This is a genomic window from Rathayibacter sp. VKM Ac-2803 (assembly GCF_009807175.1).
Taxonomy (GTDB): domain Bacteria; phylum Actinomycetota; class Actinomycetes; order Actinomycetales; family Microbacteriaceae; genus Rathayibacter.
This window is the reverse complement of the sequence record NZ_WUCD01000001.1, coordinates 1,828,270-1,844,718: the sequence shown is the minus strand read 5'-3', so window position 1 is coordinate 1,844,718 and position 16,449 is coordinate 1,828,270. Positions and strand designations below refer to the sequence as shown.

Here is a 16,449-nt window from a genome sequence, read left to right as displayed (position 1 = left end):
GGTCGAACAGGAGCGCCCGTAGACTCCCAGGGCCGTCCCGCGCCAGCCGACCGGAGGATCCCCGTGACCACGACCGCCGCCGCCCTCGTCGAGAGCCTCACCGAGGTCGTCCCCGACTTCCCGAAGCCCGGGATCCTGTTCCGCGATCTCACCCCCGTCTTCGGTGACGGACCGGCGCTGCGGGCGGTGGCCGACGCTCTGATCGAGCCGTACCTCGGCCGGATCGATGCGATCGCGGGAGTGGAGGCTCGCGGGTTCCTGCTCGCCGCGGCCGCCGCCTACTCCGCGGGGCTCGGCGTCGTCACGATCAGGAAGCCCGGCAAGCTGCCCCGCGCGGTGCTGCGCGAGGACGCGACCCTGGAGTACGCGACCACGACGCTCGAGGTGCACGAGGACGCGATGCCCGCCGGCTCGCGACTCCTGCTCGTCGACGACATCCTCGCCACCGGCGGCACGCTCGACGCGAGCTGCCGGCTGATCGAGCGCGCCGGCTGGAGCCTCGAGGGCATCGCGGTCGTCATGGAGCTCGACGGCCTCGGCGGTCGCGAGCTGCTGGCGGGCCGCCGCATCGACACGATCGTCACCGTCTGACGCGGGGCCACCCGTGGGGATCCGCTCTGCGAGATACCGATCGGGTGGGCGACACGCCGATGGGCGTGTTCCCGAGTGGCATCTCGCGGAGCAGGACGAGCGGGGCGGGGCTCAGGACAGCGAGAGCGACATCCGCGACAGGACGAGGGTCTCGATGACCTGGACGACCATGTAGAGGATCAGCGAGACGCCGGTCACGATCACGACGGCCGACCAGATGTCGTCGAACCGGGCCTGCGCCGTCCAGCCGGCGATGCCGCCGCCGAGGCCGTTGCCGGTCGAGAGCCACTCGGCCAGGAGCGCTCCCGTGATCGCCCCGGGCACCGAGACGCGGATCGCGGCGAACAGCGAGGGAAGGGCGCCCGGGATGGCGACCTTGCGGATCGCGGTGAACGTCGAGCCTCCGTAGACCGAGACCACGTCGAGCATCTGCGGCGAGGCGTTGTTGAGGCCGAAGGCGATGGTGACGAGCGCCGGGAAGAGCACCACGATGCCTCCCACCACCGCCACCGAGGCGACCGTGCCCTGGCCGAAGACCAGGATGATCAGCGGAGTCATCGCGATCAGCGGGACCGAGCGCAGCAGGAGCGCGAACGGCATCAGAGCGTGCTCGATGCCCTTCGAGAGGCGGAAGAGGATCGCGACGACGATCGCCGTGGCGAGCCCCGCCGCGAATCCGATGAAGGAGTCGCCCATCGTGACGGCGAAGAGCCCGCCGAGCTCCGCCCGGTGCTCGGCCGCGCTCTCGTCCGTGAACAGGTGCGCCCAGACGTCCCACGGGCCCTTGATCACGTACGGCGAGACGCCGCTGAACAGGATGACGCCGATCCAGATCGCCAGGACGATGAGCACGGTCGACAGCGCGATCAGCGCGCTCTTGCGCAGGCTCTTGAGGGTGGCGCCGAGCGCCGCGTTGCGCAGCTGACGGCGCAGCTCGTCGACCGCGAGGATCGAGGTCTCGGTGGACTGGACGGTCCGATCGGTGGTCGTCGTCATGGTCAGGCTCCCTTGCCGGAGGACCAGGGGGCAACGAAGCGCCCGATCAGTCCCACGATCGCATAGCCGAGCAGCGCGACACCCGCGCAGAGGAGGAAGAGCGCCCACACGCGGGGCGAGTTCAGCGAGACCTGGGCGGCGACGAGGATCGGGCCGACTCCGGTCTCGATCTTGCCGAAGTACTCCCCCAGGATCGCGCCGAGGAAGGCGGCCGGCACGGCGATCTGCAGGGCCGACAGGATGTTCGGCAGGGCCGCGATCAGGCGGACCTTGCGCAGCTGCGTGAGGCGCGTGCCTCCGTAGACCGTGACGACATCGAGAGAGGCCTTGTCGGCGGCCTTGAGGCCGAGCAGGCTGCCGACCACCGTGGTGAAGAAGACCGAGAGGCCGGCCAGGAAGATCGCGGTCGCGCTCGGCTGACCGGGGGCGTCGGCGCCGCCGAGGATCAGAAGGACGAGCGTGCCGATGGCGACGATCGGCACGCAGTAGGTGACGACCGCGAGCTGGGAGACGACGCCCTCGAGCCACGGCAGGACGAGCACGAGGGCAGAGAGCACCAGGGCGATGAGGTTGCCCCAGAAGTAGCCGACCGCCGCCTCGCCGATGGTCACCGAGAAGTTGCGCCAGTAGAAGCCGAAGCCGTCGTCGATCGCGACCTGGACGACCTGCGGAGGGGTCGGCACGGCCGCGTAGGTGGTGCCGGCCGCCGGAGCGGTGATCAGGGCGATGACCCACCAGACGGCGACGATGCCGACGACGCCGATCAGCCCGGAGGCCCAGGGCGGGAGGGAGAAGACGCGCCGCGCGGCGGGCGGGGCGCTGGTCGTGAGCGCCATCAGTGCTCGTCCGCCGCCGCGCCGTCCGAGCCGAAGAGCAGCTCGGACGCCTGGTCGACGTAGGCGTGGAACTCGGGGGTGCGCTGCATCTCGGGGGTGCGCGGCCTGGGCAGGTCGATCTCGATGATCTCCTTCACCCGGCCGGGACGCGGGCTCATCACGGCGACGCGGTCGGAGAGGAAGATCGCCTCGGAGATGCCGTGCGTGACCAGGAGGGTCGTGGCCGGCTTCTCGGTCCAGATGCGCAGCAGCTCGAGGTTGAGCTTCTGCCGGGTCATGTCGTCGAGCGCGCCGAACGGCTCGTCGAGCAGCAGGACCTCGGGCTTGAGGATCAGGCAGCGCGCGATCGAGACGCGCTGGCGCATGCCTCCGGAGAGCTGCGCCGGCTTCGCCTTCTCGAACCCGCGGAGGCCGACGAGGTCGATCAGCTCGTCGATGTAGGACTGGTCGACGGACTTGCCCGCGATCTCGAACGGGAGGCGGATGTTGGACATCACGCTGCGCCAGGGCAGCAGGGCGTGGTCCTGGAAGGCGATGCCGAGCTTGTTGTCGCGCCGCAGCTCCTTCGGGGTGCGGCCGTCGACCCGGATGGAGCCCGAGGTGGGCTCCTCCAGCCCCGCGAGGATGCGGAGGATCGTCGACTTGCCGCAGCCCGAGGGGCCGAGGAGCGCGAGGAAGCTGCCCTGATCGGTGTGCAGGTCGGTGTCCTGCAGCGCCGTCACGCTGCGGGCTCCCATCCGGAACGTCTTCGACAGGCCGTGGATCTGGATGCCGGTGCCGCCGGCACCCTGATCGCTCAGGGTGCCGGCGTCGGTCGTATCGGTCACGAGTGGTGCCCTTCGTGGAGGTGGATCAGGTTCCCGGTGGCGTCGGGTCCGGCGCCGCCGGGGTCAGGCGGCCTCAGGCCGAGTAGTCGACGAGCTCGGGGTTCTCCTCGTAGACCTCGGCGAGGAGGGACATGTCGAAGAGATCGGAGGCCTCGATGTCGATGCCGGCGCCCGCGAGGGAGGAGATGGTCTCGGACTGCAGCTCCTCCGAGATGGTGAAGAGGCCGTTGGCCGCGGTCTCGTCCGAGACGACGAGCTCCTCGGCCTGGATGGTCGCGCCCTGCTTGGAGGCGGCCTCGTCGAGACCGAGGTCCTTGCCGTAGGTCTCGACGGCGAGCATGGCGCCCGCCTCCGGGTCCTTGACCGCGTCGGTCCAGCCCTTGATCTCGGCGACGAGGAACGCCTTGACGGCGTCGCGCTTCTCGGCGATGGTCTGGTCGGTGACCGTGAAGGTCTCGGCGACGAACGGGAGGCCGTTGTCGGCGAACGGCAGGTTGACGACCTCGTAGCCCTCGTTCGCCACGACGATCGACTCGTTGGTCAGGTAGGCGATGAAGCCGTCGACCGTGCCGTTGATGAGCACCGACGGGTCGTACTCGACCGGGACGACCGTGAGGTCGGACTCGGAGAGGTCGTTGGCGGCGAGCAGCGCCTGGAAGAGCGAGGTGTTCGACGCCTGGACGCCGATCTTCTTGCCCTTGAGGTCGGCGGCGGTGGCGATGTTGCCCGCGGTCGCGATGGAGAGGACCGTGAAGGGGTTCTTCTGGTAGGTGGCGCCGATGATCTTCAGCGGTGCCTCCTGCTCGGCGATCACGGTGCCGACCGAGACCGCGTCGCTCAGCGCGACGTCGGCGGAGCCGGAGAGCAGCTCGGCGGTGCCGGTCGACGGGCCGGCGGTGAGCGTGACGCTCGAGAAGCCGGCGTCGGTGTAGTAGCCCTCGGAGTCGGCGAAGAACTCGCCCGAGAACTCCTCGTTCTTGATCCACGAGAGCTGGACCTTGAGGGTGCCGAGGTCGGCGCCGTCGGTGGAGCCGCCGGCAGCGGCGTCGGAGGAGCAGGAGGCGAGCACGGAGGCGCCGCCGATGGCGAGACCCGCCACGCCGGCCATGCGGAGAAGGCTGCGGCGGTCGAAGTTCGGCGTGCGGAAGGGCGACAGGGTCAAGAGGACTCCTCGGGTAGGTGCGTCAGCGCTGAAGCGGTGATGCTGCTGTGATGCGGGTGCTGGAGTGCGCGGGTCGCGACGTGGTGCCCGCCCGGGCGCGCCAAGCCGCGCCGATCGGGTGCCTCGACGCTATCCTCGGGAGATTTCTCAGGTGTGTCCGCAGATTTCGCGGGGATTAAGGCTCTCACGGATCGGACAACCCGCGGACCGATCCGCCGTCTCCTCCCGGCGGATCGGGTGAGACGGCTCTCAGCGGACCGAGGAGGTCAGCCGAGGGTCTTGAAGGTCAGCGCCTCGATCGTCGAGGCGTCGCGCGGCACGAGGGCGAAGCGCGTGAACCCCGCGGCCGCGGCGCGGTCGAGCAGCGGCGTCAGGTTCTTCGACCGGCGCTCGAGGCGCACGCGGGTGCCCTGGCCGATCAGCTCCTGCTTCAGCGCCAGCAGCGTCTCGGGGGCGGCATCGCGCTCGTGGACGAGGACGACCGCGTCCGGGCGGTCCCGCGTGGGGACCTCGATCAGCTCGACGATGCGCTCGAAGCCGATCGAGAAGCCGCAGGCCGGGACGTCCTGGCCGAGGAACCGGCCGATCATCCCGTCGTAACGCCCTCCCCCGCCGACGGACGAGCCGCTGGAGGGGTGCGCGATCTCGAAGATCGTTCCCGTGTAGTAGCCCATGCCGCGGACGAGGGTCGGGTCGAAGCGGAGCGAGACGCCCGCGGGCAGCGAGCGCAGCGACCGGGCGAGCGTCACGAGCGCGAGCACCGCCTCCTGATCGATGCCGTCGGGCAGGACGTCGAGGATCGCCTGCTCCTCGAGCAGGACTCCCCCGGCGGCGACGGACTGCTCGATGCGCGCGAGGTAGCCGCCGAGGACCGCGGCCGAGTCGGCGCCGTCGGCCTCGAGCTCGGCGACGACCCCCGAGGCGCCGATCTTGTCGAGCTTGTCGATCGAGATGAGGGCGGGTCCGACGCGCTCGGGCGCGAAGCCGCAGTACTCGAGGATCCCGGTCAGGATCCGCCGGTCGTTGATGCGGATCGTGCAGTCGCGCAGGCCCAGGGTGTCGAGCGCGGCGGCGGTCGCGGTGATCAGCTCGACCTCGGCCAGCTGACCGGGCTCGCCGATGATGTCGATGTCGCACTGCACGAACTGGCGGTAGCGGCCCTTCTGCGGGCGCTCGGCGCGCCAGACGGGGGCGATCTGCACGGAGCGGAACACGGTGGGCAGCTCGGAGCGGTGCGTCGCGTAGAAGCGGGCGAGCGGCACCGTGAGGTCGAAGCGGAGTCCCAGGTCGGCGAGCGCCGAGGCGTCGTCGGCGTCGGCCGCCGCGGCGAGGTCGTCGTGCGAGATCCCGCGGCGCAGGACGCTGAAGGCGAGCTTCTCGTTGTCGCCGCCGAGGCCGGAGTGCAGGCGCTCGAAGTCCTCGACGACCGGGGTCTCGATCTCGTCGAAGCCGTGCGAGGAGTAGACGCGGCGGATGACTCCGAGCGCGTGCTCGCGCTTCGCCTTGTCGGCGGGGAGGAAGTCGCGCATGCCGCGGGGCGGGGTGATCGGGGAGGCCATGAGGGCGATTCTTCCAGACCGGCGCGCGCGACTTCCGTGTCGGAGGGGTCGGCTAGGCTCGCGGCGCCCGCGGGATCAGGGGTTCGCGCGGGCGGACGGGGAGGGTCCGATGGCTGTGCAGGAGAGACACGAGGGCATCGTCGCCGAGGGGGTCTCGCGCGCGTTCGGCTCCGTCCACGCGGTGCGGGACGCGAGCTTCGAGGCGCGACCCGGCGAGGTGACGGCGCTGATCGGCCCGAACGGGGCGGGCAAGACGACGCTGATGCTCCTGCTGGCCACGCTGCTGCGGCCCGATGCGGGGGTCCTCCGGGTCGCGGGGCGCGATCCCGTCGAGGATCCGGCCGCCGTCCGGGCGGCCCTCGGCTGGATGCCGGACGTGCTCGGATCGTGGGCGTCGCTGACGTCCCGGGCGACCCTCCGCACCACGGGGCTGCTCTACGGGCTCTCCCGCGACGCGGCCGAGGAGCGGGCGCTGCAGCTGCTCGCCGACGTCGACCTCCTGGAGTTCGCCGACCGGCCGACGCGGGTGCTCTCGCGCGGGCAGAAGCAGCGGCTCAGCCTCGCCCGGGCCCTCGTGCACGACCCGTCGGTGCTCGTGCTCGACGAACCCGCCTCCGGGCTCGATCCGGGCGCGCGGATCGCGCTGCGCGACCTCGTCCTCCGGCTCGCCGGCGAGGGGCGCACCGTGCTGGTGTCGAGCCACGTGCTCGCCGAGCTCGACGAGATGGCGACGGCGGCGGTGTACCTCGACGCCGGCGCGACGGCCTCGAGCGAGGCGGTCGCCCGGGCGGCCCGGTCGCTCCGCGCCTGGCGGATCGATGCGGTCTCGCCGCGAGGGGCCGACCTGGCAGCCTCCGTCGAGAAGCTCACGGGGGTGCGGGTGCAGGTCGAGCGCGACGCGGTGCTCGTGCCGGTGGCCGACGACGCGGCCGCGGCCCTCCTGCTCGGCCGGCTGGTCGCCTCCGGAGTCGCGGTGAGCCGGTTCGCCCCGGCCGTCGGCGAGCTCGAGCACACCTTCTCGGATCTCACGCGCGCGAACTCGGAGGAGGCACGATGACGGCCGTCGATGCCCGCCCGCTGCCGTTCCTCCGGGGCGTGCGGATCGTGCTGGGGCTCGAGCTCGCGCAGCGGGTCCGCGGAGCCTCGTCGTTCGTGCTGCTCGGGCTCTTCTTCGTGCTGGTCGGCGCCGTCACCGCGCTGCTCATCGTGGCGACCGGCGTCCTCTCGGGGAGCGGGGCGAGCGTCGGCGGCTGGATCTACTCGATCCTGATGTACTTCGTGCTGCTGCTCGGCAGCCTCGTGACTCCGGCGCTGTCGGGCACCGCCGTGAACGGCGACCGCGACGCCGGGACGCTCGCGACCACGCAGGTGACCCTCGTCACCACGGCCCAGCTGGTGATCGGCAAGTTCGTCTCGGCCTGGCTCGTGGCGCTCGCCTTCCTCGCGAGCACGGTGCCGTTCCTCCTGATCGCGGTGCTCGTCGGCGGAGTGGCGCCCGCGTCGGCCGTCGTGTCGGTGCTCGTGCTCTCGGTGCAGCTCGGCGTGGTCGCGGCGATCGGAGTGGGGCTGAGCGGGATCCTCGACCGGCCGCTGATGTCGGTCGTGACGACCTACCTGCTGGTGGCCGCGCTGAGCGTCGGATCGCTGATCGCTTTCGGGCTGCTCACCGCGGTGACCCAGACCACGCAGCGGACGGTCTTCATCGGCTCGACTCCGGGCAGCGAGAACTACTGCGGTCAGAGCTACGAGACGCCGGTCGCCCGGGCGGATCTCTACTGGGGGCTGCTCGCCGTGAATCCGTTCGTCGTCCTCGCCGACGCGGTGCCGCCCGAGCTCGGCGCGTACGGGCAGCCGGAGGATCTGTTCGGGTCGATCTCGCTCCTCGTGCGCCAGGCCCAGATCGCACCGGAGGAGGTCGTCGAGATCGAGTGCCGCGACTACTCCTCCTCGGCCGCGCGGACACCGGAGGAGGTGTTCGACGAGACCGTGCCGTCGTGGTTCGTCGGGCTCGCCCTGCAGCTCGTGCTGGGCGTGGGGCTGATCCTCGGGGCGATCAGGCGCACGGCGACGCCCGCGGCCCGGCTGCCGCGCGGGCGGCGGGTGGCCTGAGGAGGGGTGCCGGTTCGGCTCGTCGGACGAGGTTCGGCTCGTCGTTCGAGTGGATTCCTGCGAGCCGAGCGTGATTCCACGAGCCGGAGGTCGATCGGAGGACTCCTGCCGTCCGGTGGTGAGCGGCTACTCCTCGCGGCGGTCCTGCTCGACGGCGCGGATCTCGTCCTGCAGGTCGCGGACGGCGGAGCGGAGGGCGCGCTCGGCGTCGAGTCCGCGGGCGCGGGAGGAGGCGACGATCGCCAGCAGAAGCGGGCCGAGGTCGTCCTCGGAGTCGATCGGCAGCGGCCCCTCCCCCGCGTCGACGATGCCGAGGGTCGTCGCCTTGCCGATGACCTTGTCGGCGAGAGCGAGGGCGGGCATGCCCTGCGGGATGCCGTCGAGCACGCTCGTGCGGTGCGGCTTCTCGACCCTCTTCAGCTCGTCCCAGACGGCGATGACGTCGTCGGCGGTCTCGGCGGTCGCGTCACCGAAGACGTGCGGATGGCGGCCGATCATCTTGGCGTTCATGTGCGCGGCGACGTCCTCGATCGTGAACGGCTCCGGGCCGTCGGCGGCGAGATCGGCGTGGAACAGGACCTGGTAGAGCACGTCACCGAGCTCCTCGACGAGGTCGTCGCGGTCGCCTGCCTCGATCGCGTCGACCAGCTCGTGCGACTCCTCGATCAGGTAGCGCACGAGCGACTCGTGGGTCTGCTCGGCGTCCCAGGGGCAGCCGCCCGGGGCGCGGAGGACGTGGACGGTGCGGATGAGCTCGTCGAGCCGGGGATGGGCGGTCATCGGGACATCCTCGCATCCGCTCCCCGGCGCGCCGATCACGCGCTCGCCAGTCGGCGGCGGGCCACGAGGAGGCAGCCGGCGGCGACGATCGGGGCGAGCGCGACCAGCGGAGCAGCGGCGACGACCGCGACGGCGGCTCCCGCGCTCACCATCGGCGCGGCGAGGTTCCAGAGCAGCACCACCGCTCCCGCGCCGTCGCCGATCGGCAGCGGGACGGGCGAGAGCAGCGCCGGCGGGAGGGCGCCGCGAGTGGCGTCCATCGCGCGGGCGGCGACGGCGACCAGGGCCACGGCGGCCGCAGGGGCGAGCGCGGCACCCGGGACGAGGGCCGCACCGAGCACGGCCAGCGCGACCGCCAGCACGAGGGGCAGCATCCCGTGCAGCAGGAGCAGCTCGAGCGGAGGCGGCGCGACGAACGCGGTCTGGCCGGCGGTCTCGGCGGCGTGCCGGAAGCCGTCGCTCCACACTCCCGCTCCGAGATAGGCGAGGACACCTGCCGCAGCCGCGGGGACCGCGAGCAGCGACGGCGGGGCGACGGCCGCCACCGCCACCGCGACTCCGGCGGCGAGGAGGGCGAGGCCGGCCGCGGCGGAGCGGCCCGGAGTGCGCAGGGCGCCGATCGCGTCACGCACCACGACCGTGAGGGCGAAGGGGCCGACCCGAACGGCGTGGACGCCCCGGTTGCGGCGAGGGAGCGAGCGGTAGCCGGAGAGAGAGTCGGCGACGTCTCCCGTGGCGGCGCCGGTCACGGCCGCACGCCAGCGTCGCGACTGCGCGAGGAGCGTCGGTCCCGAGGCGGAGTCGAGCAGCCGCGGCGCGACGGGCAGGACGAGGACCGCCAGGGCGACGACCGCCAGAGCCGCACCGAGCGCCGCGGTCGGCGGTCCCGCGACTGCGAGCGCGACCAGCCCACCGGGGGTGAATCGGGCCGCTCCCGGAAGCAGGAGGGCGACGAGAGCGGACAGCGCGAGCCCGGCGGCGAGCGCCGCGGAGCGCGACGGGGCGAGGCACTGGCCCGCGAGGGCCGCCACCGTGACGGCCACGCCGAACGCGGCACCGGCGAGCGCCGCCGGGAGCAGGGGCGAGCCGGAGGCCAGCGCCACCGCGACGGCGGCGAGCGCGACGCCGGTGAGGGCCACCGTGCCGGACACGGCCACCGCACGCCGCAGGACGAGCCAGCGACGCGCCTCCGTCTCGAGGAGCAGCGCGATGGGATGGGGCTCGTCGACGGCCGGACCCCGCGCACGCCCGAGCACGACCGCGGCCGGCAGCGCGGCTCCCGCGACCAGCGAGACCAGAGCGACGAGGTCGGCCTCGGCGAGCGCCCGGCCGACCGCCGGGTCGACGAGCGCGAGGGCGATCGCCCGCGCCGTCGGCAGGACGACGACGAGCAGCAGCATCGCCGCGAGGTAGCCCGAGTAGGCGCCCGCACTCCGGCGTCCCGCTCGGGAGCGGTACGCCGAGTGGACGGCGGCGATCGTCACGATCGGCCCAGCTCGAGCACGCGGGTCGCGACTCCGCCCGTGATGACGGAGCTGTGGGTCGCGATGACGACGGCCCGGCCGGGCGCCGCCTCCCCGAGCACGTCGACCACGAGGGGCACCCGGTCGGCGTCGAGTCGCTGCTCGGGCTCGTCGAGCAGCAGCACATCGGACGGACGGGCGAGGACGAGCGCGAGCGAGAACGACTGGCGCTGTCCGGAGGAGAGCTCGTGCGGGAAGCGGCGGGCGAGCGGCGCGAGGGCGAGGGAGGCGAGCCCTCGCGCGGCCTGTTCCCGCGCCTCCGGGGCTCTCGCTCCCCAGGACACCGCCACCATCGCGAGGTGCTCCTCGAGGGTGAGGTCGCGCTCGAGCGGCGGTGTCTGGACGAGGGCTGCCACCGCGCGGCGGTGCGAGGCCGTGCGCTCGTCGGCGGGACGGCCGGCGACCTGCGCGACGCCCGAGGTCGGCGGGAGGAGCCCCGCGATCACCCGGAGCAGCGTGGTCTTGCCGCTGCCGTTGGGTCCGGTGACCGCGACGACCTCGCCCGGCTCGACCTGCAGCGACACCGGGGCCAGCAGCGTGCCCTCGGCGGTCTGCACCGACACCTCCCGCAGGTCGATGAGCGGCCCGGCGACGGGCGGGACCGGGGCCGGACGGCGGGCGGCGAGGAGCGGAGGCATGTCCACCATCCTCGGGGATGCGAGAGCGCCCGCGCCGCCGACGACACCTCGCGGTCATCGGCGCGAAACACGGCAGCGCTACCGTGTCGGCGGGTGCGCCGTGCACCCAGGAACAGGATCATCGTGCCCGACACCATTTCTCCCGAGCGGGGCGCACCCCCGAGTGCTGAGCTGCACATCCACATCGAGGGGACCATCGAGCCCGAGCACATCGTCGAGATGGCGCGCCGCAACGGCGTCGCGCTGCCGACGGAGGATCTCGACGCCCTGCGGGCGCGCTACTCCTTCACCGACCTCGGCTCGTTCCTCGATCTGCACTACTCGAACCTCACCGTGCTCAAGACCGAGCGCGACTTCTTCGAGCTCGCGACCGGCTACCTCGACCGCGCGAAGGTCGCCAACGTCCGCCGGGCCGAGATCTTCTTCGACCCGCAGACGCACCTGGGCAACGGGACCCCGCTCGAGGTGATCATGGGCGGGCTCACCCGCGCGCTCGGCGCGAGCGAGGAGACTCACGGGATCTCGACCGACCTCATCATGTGCTTCCTCCGCGACCTCGGCGCCGAGGCGGCCGACGAGATGCTGACCGCGATCCTCCCCTGGCGCGAGCACATCATCGGCGTGGGGCTCGACTCGAACGAGGTCGGCTTCGGTCCGGAGCTGTTCGTCGACGTCTACGCGCGCGCCGCCGCGGAGGGACTGCACCTCGTCGCGCACGCGGGCGAGGAGGGCGGACCCGAGACGGTCGCCCAGACGCTCGAGCTGCTGAAGGTCGAGCGGATCGACCACGGGATCCGGGCGATGGAGGATCCGGCGGTCGTCGCGATGCTGCGCGTCGAGGGCATCCCGGTGACGGTCTGCCCGCTCTCGAACGTCGCGCTGCGCGCGGTCGACACGATGAAGGAGCACCCGCTGCCCGCGATGCTCGAGGCCGGGCTGATCGCGACCGTGTCGAGCGACGACCCGCCCTACTTCGGCGGCTACGTCGACGCGAACTACCGCGCGCTGGTCGAGGAGCTCGGGATGACCGACGCGCAGCTCGAGACGCTCGCGCTGAACTCCTTCGACGCGGCCTTCATCTCGGACGCCGACCGCGACCGCTGGAAGGCCGAGGTCCGGGCGCACTTCGGCCACTGAGGCCCGCCGCGAGTCTCCCTCGGGGTTGCGTGCGCCCGAGCGGAGACCCGCGGGTCGGATCAGTCGGTGTGGTCCTCGAGGTCGGGCTCGGCGCGGGCGATGTCGGCGACCTCCTCCTCGGGGCGCGGTGCGATCGTCTCGTCGGCCTCGAGCTCGGGGATGCTCGGCTCGTCGGGCGCGGGGACGTGCGGGGCGGGGGTCTCGTCGGGAGTCGACATGCTGGTCCTTCGGTCGGCGGTCCGCTCAGCGTAGGCCTGCGCCGCCCCCGGGCGAGCTCCGCCCCGGCTCGGGACGGTCGGGTGCCGTGCGCCCGAGCGGAGACTCGCGGAGGGGGTCAGCTCGCGACGGTCGCCGGCTCGGGGAAGAGGGCGTCGAGGAGGGTGCGCACCCACTCCATCAGGGCCCGGTCGCCGAGCGGCACCCCGTCGAGGACCGGCATCGGCACGACGACCGCGTTCGCCTGCTGGAGGTACTTGGCCGCCGGGTACATCCGGCGCAGTCGCACCTGGATGGAGTCGGCGAGGTGCGCCGGCGCCACGCGCACGTTCGAGCCCATGGCCACGACGTCGCTGAGGCCGGCGGCCTGGGCGCGCATGCGCAGGCGCGACACGAGGATCAGGTTCTCCACCGCCTCCGGGAGATCGCCGTAGCGGTCGGTGAGCTCCTCGACAACCAGGTCGATGCTGCCCTCCTTCGCGTTCGGCGACGAGGCAGCCGAGAGCTTCTGGTACGCCTCGAGGCGCAGCCGCTCGCTGTCGACGTACTCCTCGGGGATCCGCGCGTCGACCGGCAGCTCGAGCCGCAGCTCGGTCTGCCCCTCGGCCACGTCGCCGCGGAAGGTGTCGACGGCCTCGCCGATCATCCGCAGGTAGAGGTCGAAGCCGACGCCCTGGATGTGCCCGGACTGCTCGCCGCCCAGCAGGTTGCCGGCGCCCCGGATCTCGAGGTCCTTCAGCGCGATCTGCATGCCGCCGCCGAGATCGGAGTTGGCGGCGAGGGTCTGCAGCCGGTCGTGCGCGGTCTCGCTGAGCGGCTTCATCTCGTCGTAGAGCAGGTAGGCGTAGGCGCGCTCGCGGCCTCGGCCCACGCGACCGCGCAGCTGGTGGAGCTGCGAGAGGCCGTACTTGTCGGCGCGGTCGACGATGAGCGTGTTCGCGTTCGGAATGTCGAGGCCGGTCTCGACGATGGTGGTCGAGACCAGGACGTCGAACTTGCGCTCCCAGAAGTCGACGATGATCCGCTCGAGCTGCGTCTCGCTGAGCTTGCCGTGCGCGACCGCGATGCGCGCCTCCGGAACGAGCTCGGCCAGCTGCGAGGCGACCCGGTTGATGGTCGAGACGCGGTTGTGCACGAAGAAGACCTGCCCCTCGCGCAGCAGCTCGCGACGGATCGCGGCCGAGATCTGCTTCTCGGAGTACGGGCCGACGAAGGTCAGGATCGGGTGCCGCTCCTCGGGCGGGGTGGCGAGCGTCGACATCTCGCGGATGCCCGTCACCGCCATCTCGAGCGTGCGCGGGATCGGCGTGGCGCTCATCGAGAGGATGTCGACGTCCTTCTTCAGCGCCTTGAGCTTCTCCTTGTGCTCGACTCCGAAGCGCTGCTCCTCGTCGATCACGAGCAGGCCCAGGTCCTTGAAGGCGATGTTGTCGGAGAGGAGGCGGTGGGTCGCGATGACCATGTCGACCGTGCCGTCGGCCAGGCCGTCGATCGTCTCCTTCGACTCCTTGGGCGTCTGGAAGCGGCTGAGCGCGCGGAGGTGCACCGGGAATCCGGCGAAGCGCTCCTGGAACGTCTCGAGGTGCTGGCGCACGAGCAGGGTCGTCGGGACGAGCATCGCGACCTGCTTGCCGTCCTGGATCGCCTTGAAGGCGGCGCGCACGGCGACCTCGGTCTTGCCGAAGCCGACGTCGCCCGAGAGGAGGCGGTCCATCGGGATCGGCCGCTCCATGTCGGCCTTCACCTCGTCGATCACGGTGAGCTGATCGGGGGTCTCGGCGAAGGGGAACGCCTCTTCGAGCTCGCGCTGCCACGGGGTGTCGGGCGGGAACGCGTGCCCGCGCGACGCCATCCGCGCCGAGTAGAGCTTGACGAGTTCGACCGCGATGTCGCGGACGGCTCGGCGCGCCTTGCTCTTGGCCTGCGCCCAGTCGCTGCCGCCCATCTTGCTGAGCGCCGGGGCCTCGCCTCCGACATAGCGGGAGAGGAGGTCGAGCTGGTCGGTCGGGACGAGGAGCTTGTCGCCCGGGAAGCCGCGCTTGCTGGGCGCGTACTCGAGCACGAGGTACTCGCGGCGGGTCTTGACGGCGTTGCGCCCGCCGCTCGAGACCTCGCGCTGCGAGAGCTCGACGAACCTGCCGATGCCGTGCGTGGCGTGCACGACGTGGTCGCCCGGCGAGAGCTGCAACGGATCGACGACGTTCTTGCGCCGCGAGGCGAGCTTCTTGACGGCGCGCGAGTCGTAGCCGGCCGCGCGCCCGTAGAACTCGGTGTCGGTGAGCAGGGCGAGCTTCGCCTCCGCCACCTCGAAGCCGTGGTCGACGGACGCCTGCAGCACGTACGCGAGACCGGCATCGAGGGAGCCGGGCAGGTCGGGGACGATGCGGGCGGCGACCTCGTGCTCGGCGAGCACCTGGTCGGTCCGCTCGACGGTGCCGGGGCCCGGCGCGGTGAGGACGACGGTCCAGCCGTCGGCGAGGCGCGCGCGGACGTGCGCGAGCGCGCCCTCGACGCTGCCGCCGAAGCCGGGCACGGGCTCGCCCTCGACGCGCACGGCGAGGATCTCGTCGATCCCCAGGTCTTCGGGGAGGACCTCGGCCTCGCCCGCCGCGGGGCCCTGCCGGAAGGTGCTCATGGTCCACCAGGGGTGGTCGGGGGCGTCGGCCCCAGGGGCGCTGAACTTGACGGCGTCGCGCAGGGCGCCGAGCGAGATGAACTCGCCCGAGGCGAGGTCGATCGGAGCCTCGGCACCGGCGGTCGCGGCGCTCCACGCGGCCTGGAGGAACTCGCGGTTCGTCTCGGCGAGGCTGATGGCGCGGGTCGCGACGCGCTCGGGGGCGAGCACGGCGACGGCCGCGCCGGCGGGCAGGTAGTGCGAGATCGGCACGAGCCGCTCGAGCAGCGCCGGGGCGAGCGACTCCATGCCCTCGACCGGGATGCCCTCGGCGATCTTGGCGAGCAGGCCCGAGAGGCTGGGGAACTCGTGCAGCATCTCGCGGGCGCGCTGACGCACCGCCGGCACCAGGAGCAGCTCGCGGCTCGGCGGCAGGACGACCGAATCGGCCTCGCCCGGCAGCGAGCGCTGATCGGCGACCGAGAAGCCGCGGATCGAGTCGACCTCGTCGCCGAAGAAGTCGACGCGGCTCGGGTGCTCGGCGACCGCGGGGAAGACGTCGAGGATGCCGCCGCGGACCGCGAACTCGCCGCGGCGGGTGACCATGTCGACGCGCGCGTAGGCGAGGTCGACGAGTTCGGCGGAGATGCGGCCGAGGTCGTACCCGCGGGTGCCCTTCACCAGGCGGATCGGCTCGATGTCGGCGAGATTGTCGGCGACGGGCTGCAGGGCGGCGCGCACGGAGGCGACGACGACCAGCGGGCGCTCCCCCGTCCACTGCTTCATCCGGCGGAGCGCGTCGAGGCGGCGCCCCACGATCTCGGCGCTCGGGCTCAACCGCTCGTGCGGCAGCGTCTCCCACGCGGGGAACTCGACCACCTCGGCCTCGGGCAGCACGCAGCTGAGGGAGGCGCGGACGTTCTCGGAGTCGCGGCCCGTCGCGGTGACGACCAACGCAGCCTGCGGGCGTCCGGCCTCGGCCCGGCGCTCGAGGAGCCCGGCGAGCAGGGGGACGCGGAGCCCGTCGGCCACGGAGAAGTCGGCATCGCGCACCGAGTACCCGAGAGCGTCGTCGAACGTGGAGGCGCGCGAAAGCGCCGAGATGATCTCGTTGAGGGGCACTGTGCGATGGTACTGCGGACCTCTGACATCGGCCCTGTGGGCCGCTGTCGGAGGTCCTCCGTCTGCGCCGGTCCCCGCCCGGCGCAGCGCAGTCGGCTCGCTCACGTGGTGCGTTCCGCAGAGCGGGGTGCGTCGGCTGCTCCGAATCGCTTGGCACGCGATTCGGAGTCGCGCCTCTGCCTCACGAGGGCGGCCGTCCGGTTGGCGCGCGTGGTGCAGGCCCCTCGCTCGCTTCCTGGGGAGCGGAGCGTTCCCTTCGCCGCGAAGGGTCGGGTCGAGGGAGCTGAGGCGACCATTCGCGACGAGTCGGAGGCGCGATCAGGCGGGTGGAGTCGGCCA

Annotated in this window: 14 protein-coding genes; 4 read left to right on the top strand and 10 right to left on the bottom strand. The window is 72.4% G+C overall.

The window, feature by feature from the left end:
• Positions 1-63: 63 nt before the first annotated feature.
• Positions 64-591 (top strand): adenine phosphoribosyltransferase, encoded by a 528-nt coding sequence (locus GRS96_RS08530; RefSeq protein ID WP_442966611.1) that lies wholly within the window; start codon positions 64-66, stop codon positions 589-591.
• A gap of 111 nt (positions 592-702) precedes the next feature.
• On the opposite strand, the gene GRS96_RS08525 is transcribed toward GRS96_RS08530, so the two are convergent.
• From GRS96_RS08525 to hisS, 5 genes are all read right to left on the bottom strand, one after another.
• On the bottom strand, positions 703-1,587 hold the full coding sequence (locus GRS96_RS08525) for an ABC transporter permease (RefSeq protein WP_204162059.1): 885 nt from the start codon (positions 1,585-1,587) through the stop codon (positions 703-705).
• A gap of 2 nt (positions 1,588-1,589) precedes the next feature.
• Positions 1,590-2,423, bottom strand: coding sequence for an ABC transporter permease (locus GRS96_RS08520; protein WP_159857406.1), 834 nt, complete (start codon positions 2,421-2,423; stop codon positions 1,590-1,592).
• Positions 2,423-3,160, bottom strand: a complete 738-nt coding sequence (locus GRS96_RS08515) for an ABC transporter ATP-binding protein (RefSeq protein ID WP_159857613.1) — start codon at positions 3,158-3,160, stop codon at positions 2,423-2,425. Before GRS96_RS08515 ends, GRS96_RS08520 begins: the two co-directional genes overlap by 1 nt.
• Before the next feature lie 163 nt (positions 3,161-3,323).
• On the bottom strand, positions 3,324-4,412 hold the full coding sequence (locus GRS96_RS08510; RefSeq protein ID WP_235022038.1) for an ABC transporter substrate-binding protein: 1,089 nt from the start codon (positions 4,410-4,412) through the stop codon (positions 3,324-3,326).
• 266 nt (positions 4,413-4,678) lie between these two features.
• Complete coding sequence (hisS, locus tag GRS96_RS08505; RefSeq protein ID WP_159988253.1) at positions 4,679-5,971, bottom strand: histidine--tRNA ligase; 1,293 nt, start codon at positions 5,969-5,971, stop codon at positions 4,679-4,681.
• Between the two features lie 109 nt (positions 5,972-6,080).
• Between hisS and GRS96_RS08500 the strand changes: the two genes are divergently transcribed.
• Positions 6,081-7,028 (top strand): ABC transporter ATP-binding protein, encoded by a 948-nt coding sequence (locus tag GRS96_RS08500; protein WP_159988252.1) that lies wholly within the window; start codon positions 6,081-6,083, stop codon positions 7,026-7,028.
• Positions 7,025-8,080 carry an ABC transporter permease gene (locus GRS96_RS08495; RefSeq protein ID WP_159988251.1) on the top strand — a complete coding sequence of 352 codons (1,056 nt, stop codon included), beginning with the start codon at positions 7,025-7,027 and terminating at the stop codon, positions 8,078-8,080. Before GRS96_RS08500 ends, GRS96_RS08495 begins: the two co-directional genes overlap by 4 nt.
• A gap of 126 nt (positions 8,081-8,206) precedes the next feature.
• On the opposite strand, the gene GRS96_RS08490 is transcribed toward GRS96_RS08495, so the two are convergent.
• From GRS96_RS08490 to GRS96_RS08480, 3 genes are read right to left on the bottom strand one after another with little or no spacing between them, the layout of a single operon-like run.
• Entirely contained in the window at positions 8,207-8,860 is a 654-nt protein-coding gene (locus tag GRS96_RS08490; protein ID WP_159988250.1) for a MazG family protein, read from the bottom strand.
• Positions 8,861-8,895: 35 nt separating this feature from the next.
• Complete coding sequence (locus GRS96_RS08485; protein ID WP_159988249.1) at positions 8,896-10,344, bottom strand: hypothetical protein; 1,449 nt, start codon at positions 10,342-10,344, stop codon at positions 8,896-8,898.
• A complete protein-coding gene (locus GRS96_RS08480) occupies positions 10,341-11,021 on the bottom strand; it encodes an ABC transporter ATP-binding protein (RefSeq protein ID WP_159857418.1) in 681 nt (226 codons plus the stop codon). Before GRS96_RS08480 ends, GRS96_RS08485 begins: the two co-directional genes overlap by 4 nt.
• 123 nt (positions 11,022-11,144) lie before the next feature.
• Here GRS96_RS08480 and GRS96_RS08475 point away from each other — a divergent pair, with 123 nt between their 5' ends.
• A complete protein-coding gene (locus tag GRS96_RS08475) occupies positions 11,145-12,158 on the top strand; it encodes an adenosine deaminase (RefSeq protein ID WP_236553592.1) in 1,014 nt (337 codons plus the stop codon).
• Between the two features lie 59 nt (positions 12,159-12,217).
• On the opposite strand, the gene GRS96_RS08470 is transcribed toward GRS96_RS08475, so the two are convergent.
• Both GRS96_RS08470 and mfd read right to left on the bottom strand, forming a co-directional pair.
• On the bottom strand, positions 12,218-12,376 hold the full coding sequence (locus tag GRS96_RS08470) for a hypothetical protein (protein ID WP_159857420.1): 159 nt from the start codon (positions 12,374-12,376) through the stop codon (positions 12,218-12,220).
• 116 nt (positions 12,377-12,492) lie between these two features.
• Positions 12,493-16,110 (bottom strand): transcription-repair coupling factor, encoded by a 3,618-nt coding sequence (mfd, locus tag GRS96_RS08465; protein WP_159988248.1) that lies wholly within the window; start codon positions 16,108-16,110, stop codon positions 12,493-12,495.
• Positions 16,111-16,449: the final 339 nt, after the last annotated feature.

Bases quoted from the DNA above. Each gene is read 5' to 3' on its own strand.
- GRS96_RS08495 (WP_159988251.1), top strand. From the start codon at position 7,025: ATGACGGCCGTCGATGCCCGCCCGCTGCCGTTCCTCCGGGGCGTGCGG.
- GRS96_RS08525 (WP_204162059.1), bottom strand. From the start codon at position 1,587: ATGACGACGACCACCGATCGGACCGTCCAGTCCACCGAGACCTCGATC.
- hisS (WP_159988253.1), bottom strand. From the start codon at position 5,971: ATGGCCTCCCCGATCACCCCGCCCCGCGGCATGCGCGACTTCCTCCCC.
- GRS96_RS08490 (WP_159988250.1), bottom strand. From the start codon at position 8,860: ATGACCGCCCATCCCCGGCTCGACGAGCTCATCCGCACCGTCCACGTC.
- GRS96_RS08500 (WP_159988252.1), top strand. From the start codon at position 6,081: ATGGCTGTGCAGGAGAGACACGAGGGCATCGTCGCCGAGGGGGTCTCG.
- GRS96_RS08480 (WP_159857418.1), bottom strand. From the start codon at position 11,021: ATGCCTCCGCTCCTCGCCGCCCGCCGTCCGGCCCCGGTCCCGCCCGTC.
- GRS96_RS08520 (WP_159857406.1), bottom strand. From the start codon at position 2,423: ATGGCGCTCACGACCAGCGCCCCGCCCGCCGCGCGGCGCGTCTTCTCC.
- GRS96_RS08470 (WP_159857420.1), bottom strand. From the start codon at position 12,376: ATGTCGACTCCCGACGAGACCCCCGCCCCGCACGTCCCCGCGCCCGAC.
- GRS96_RS08515 (WP_159857613.1), bottom strand. From the start codon at position 3,160: ATGGGAGCCCGCAGCGTGACGGCGCTGCAGGACACCGACCTGCACACC.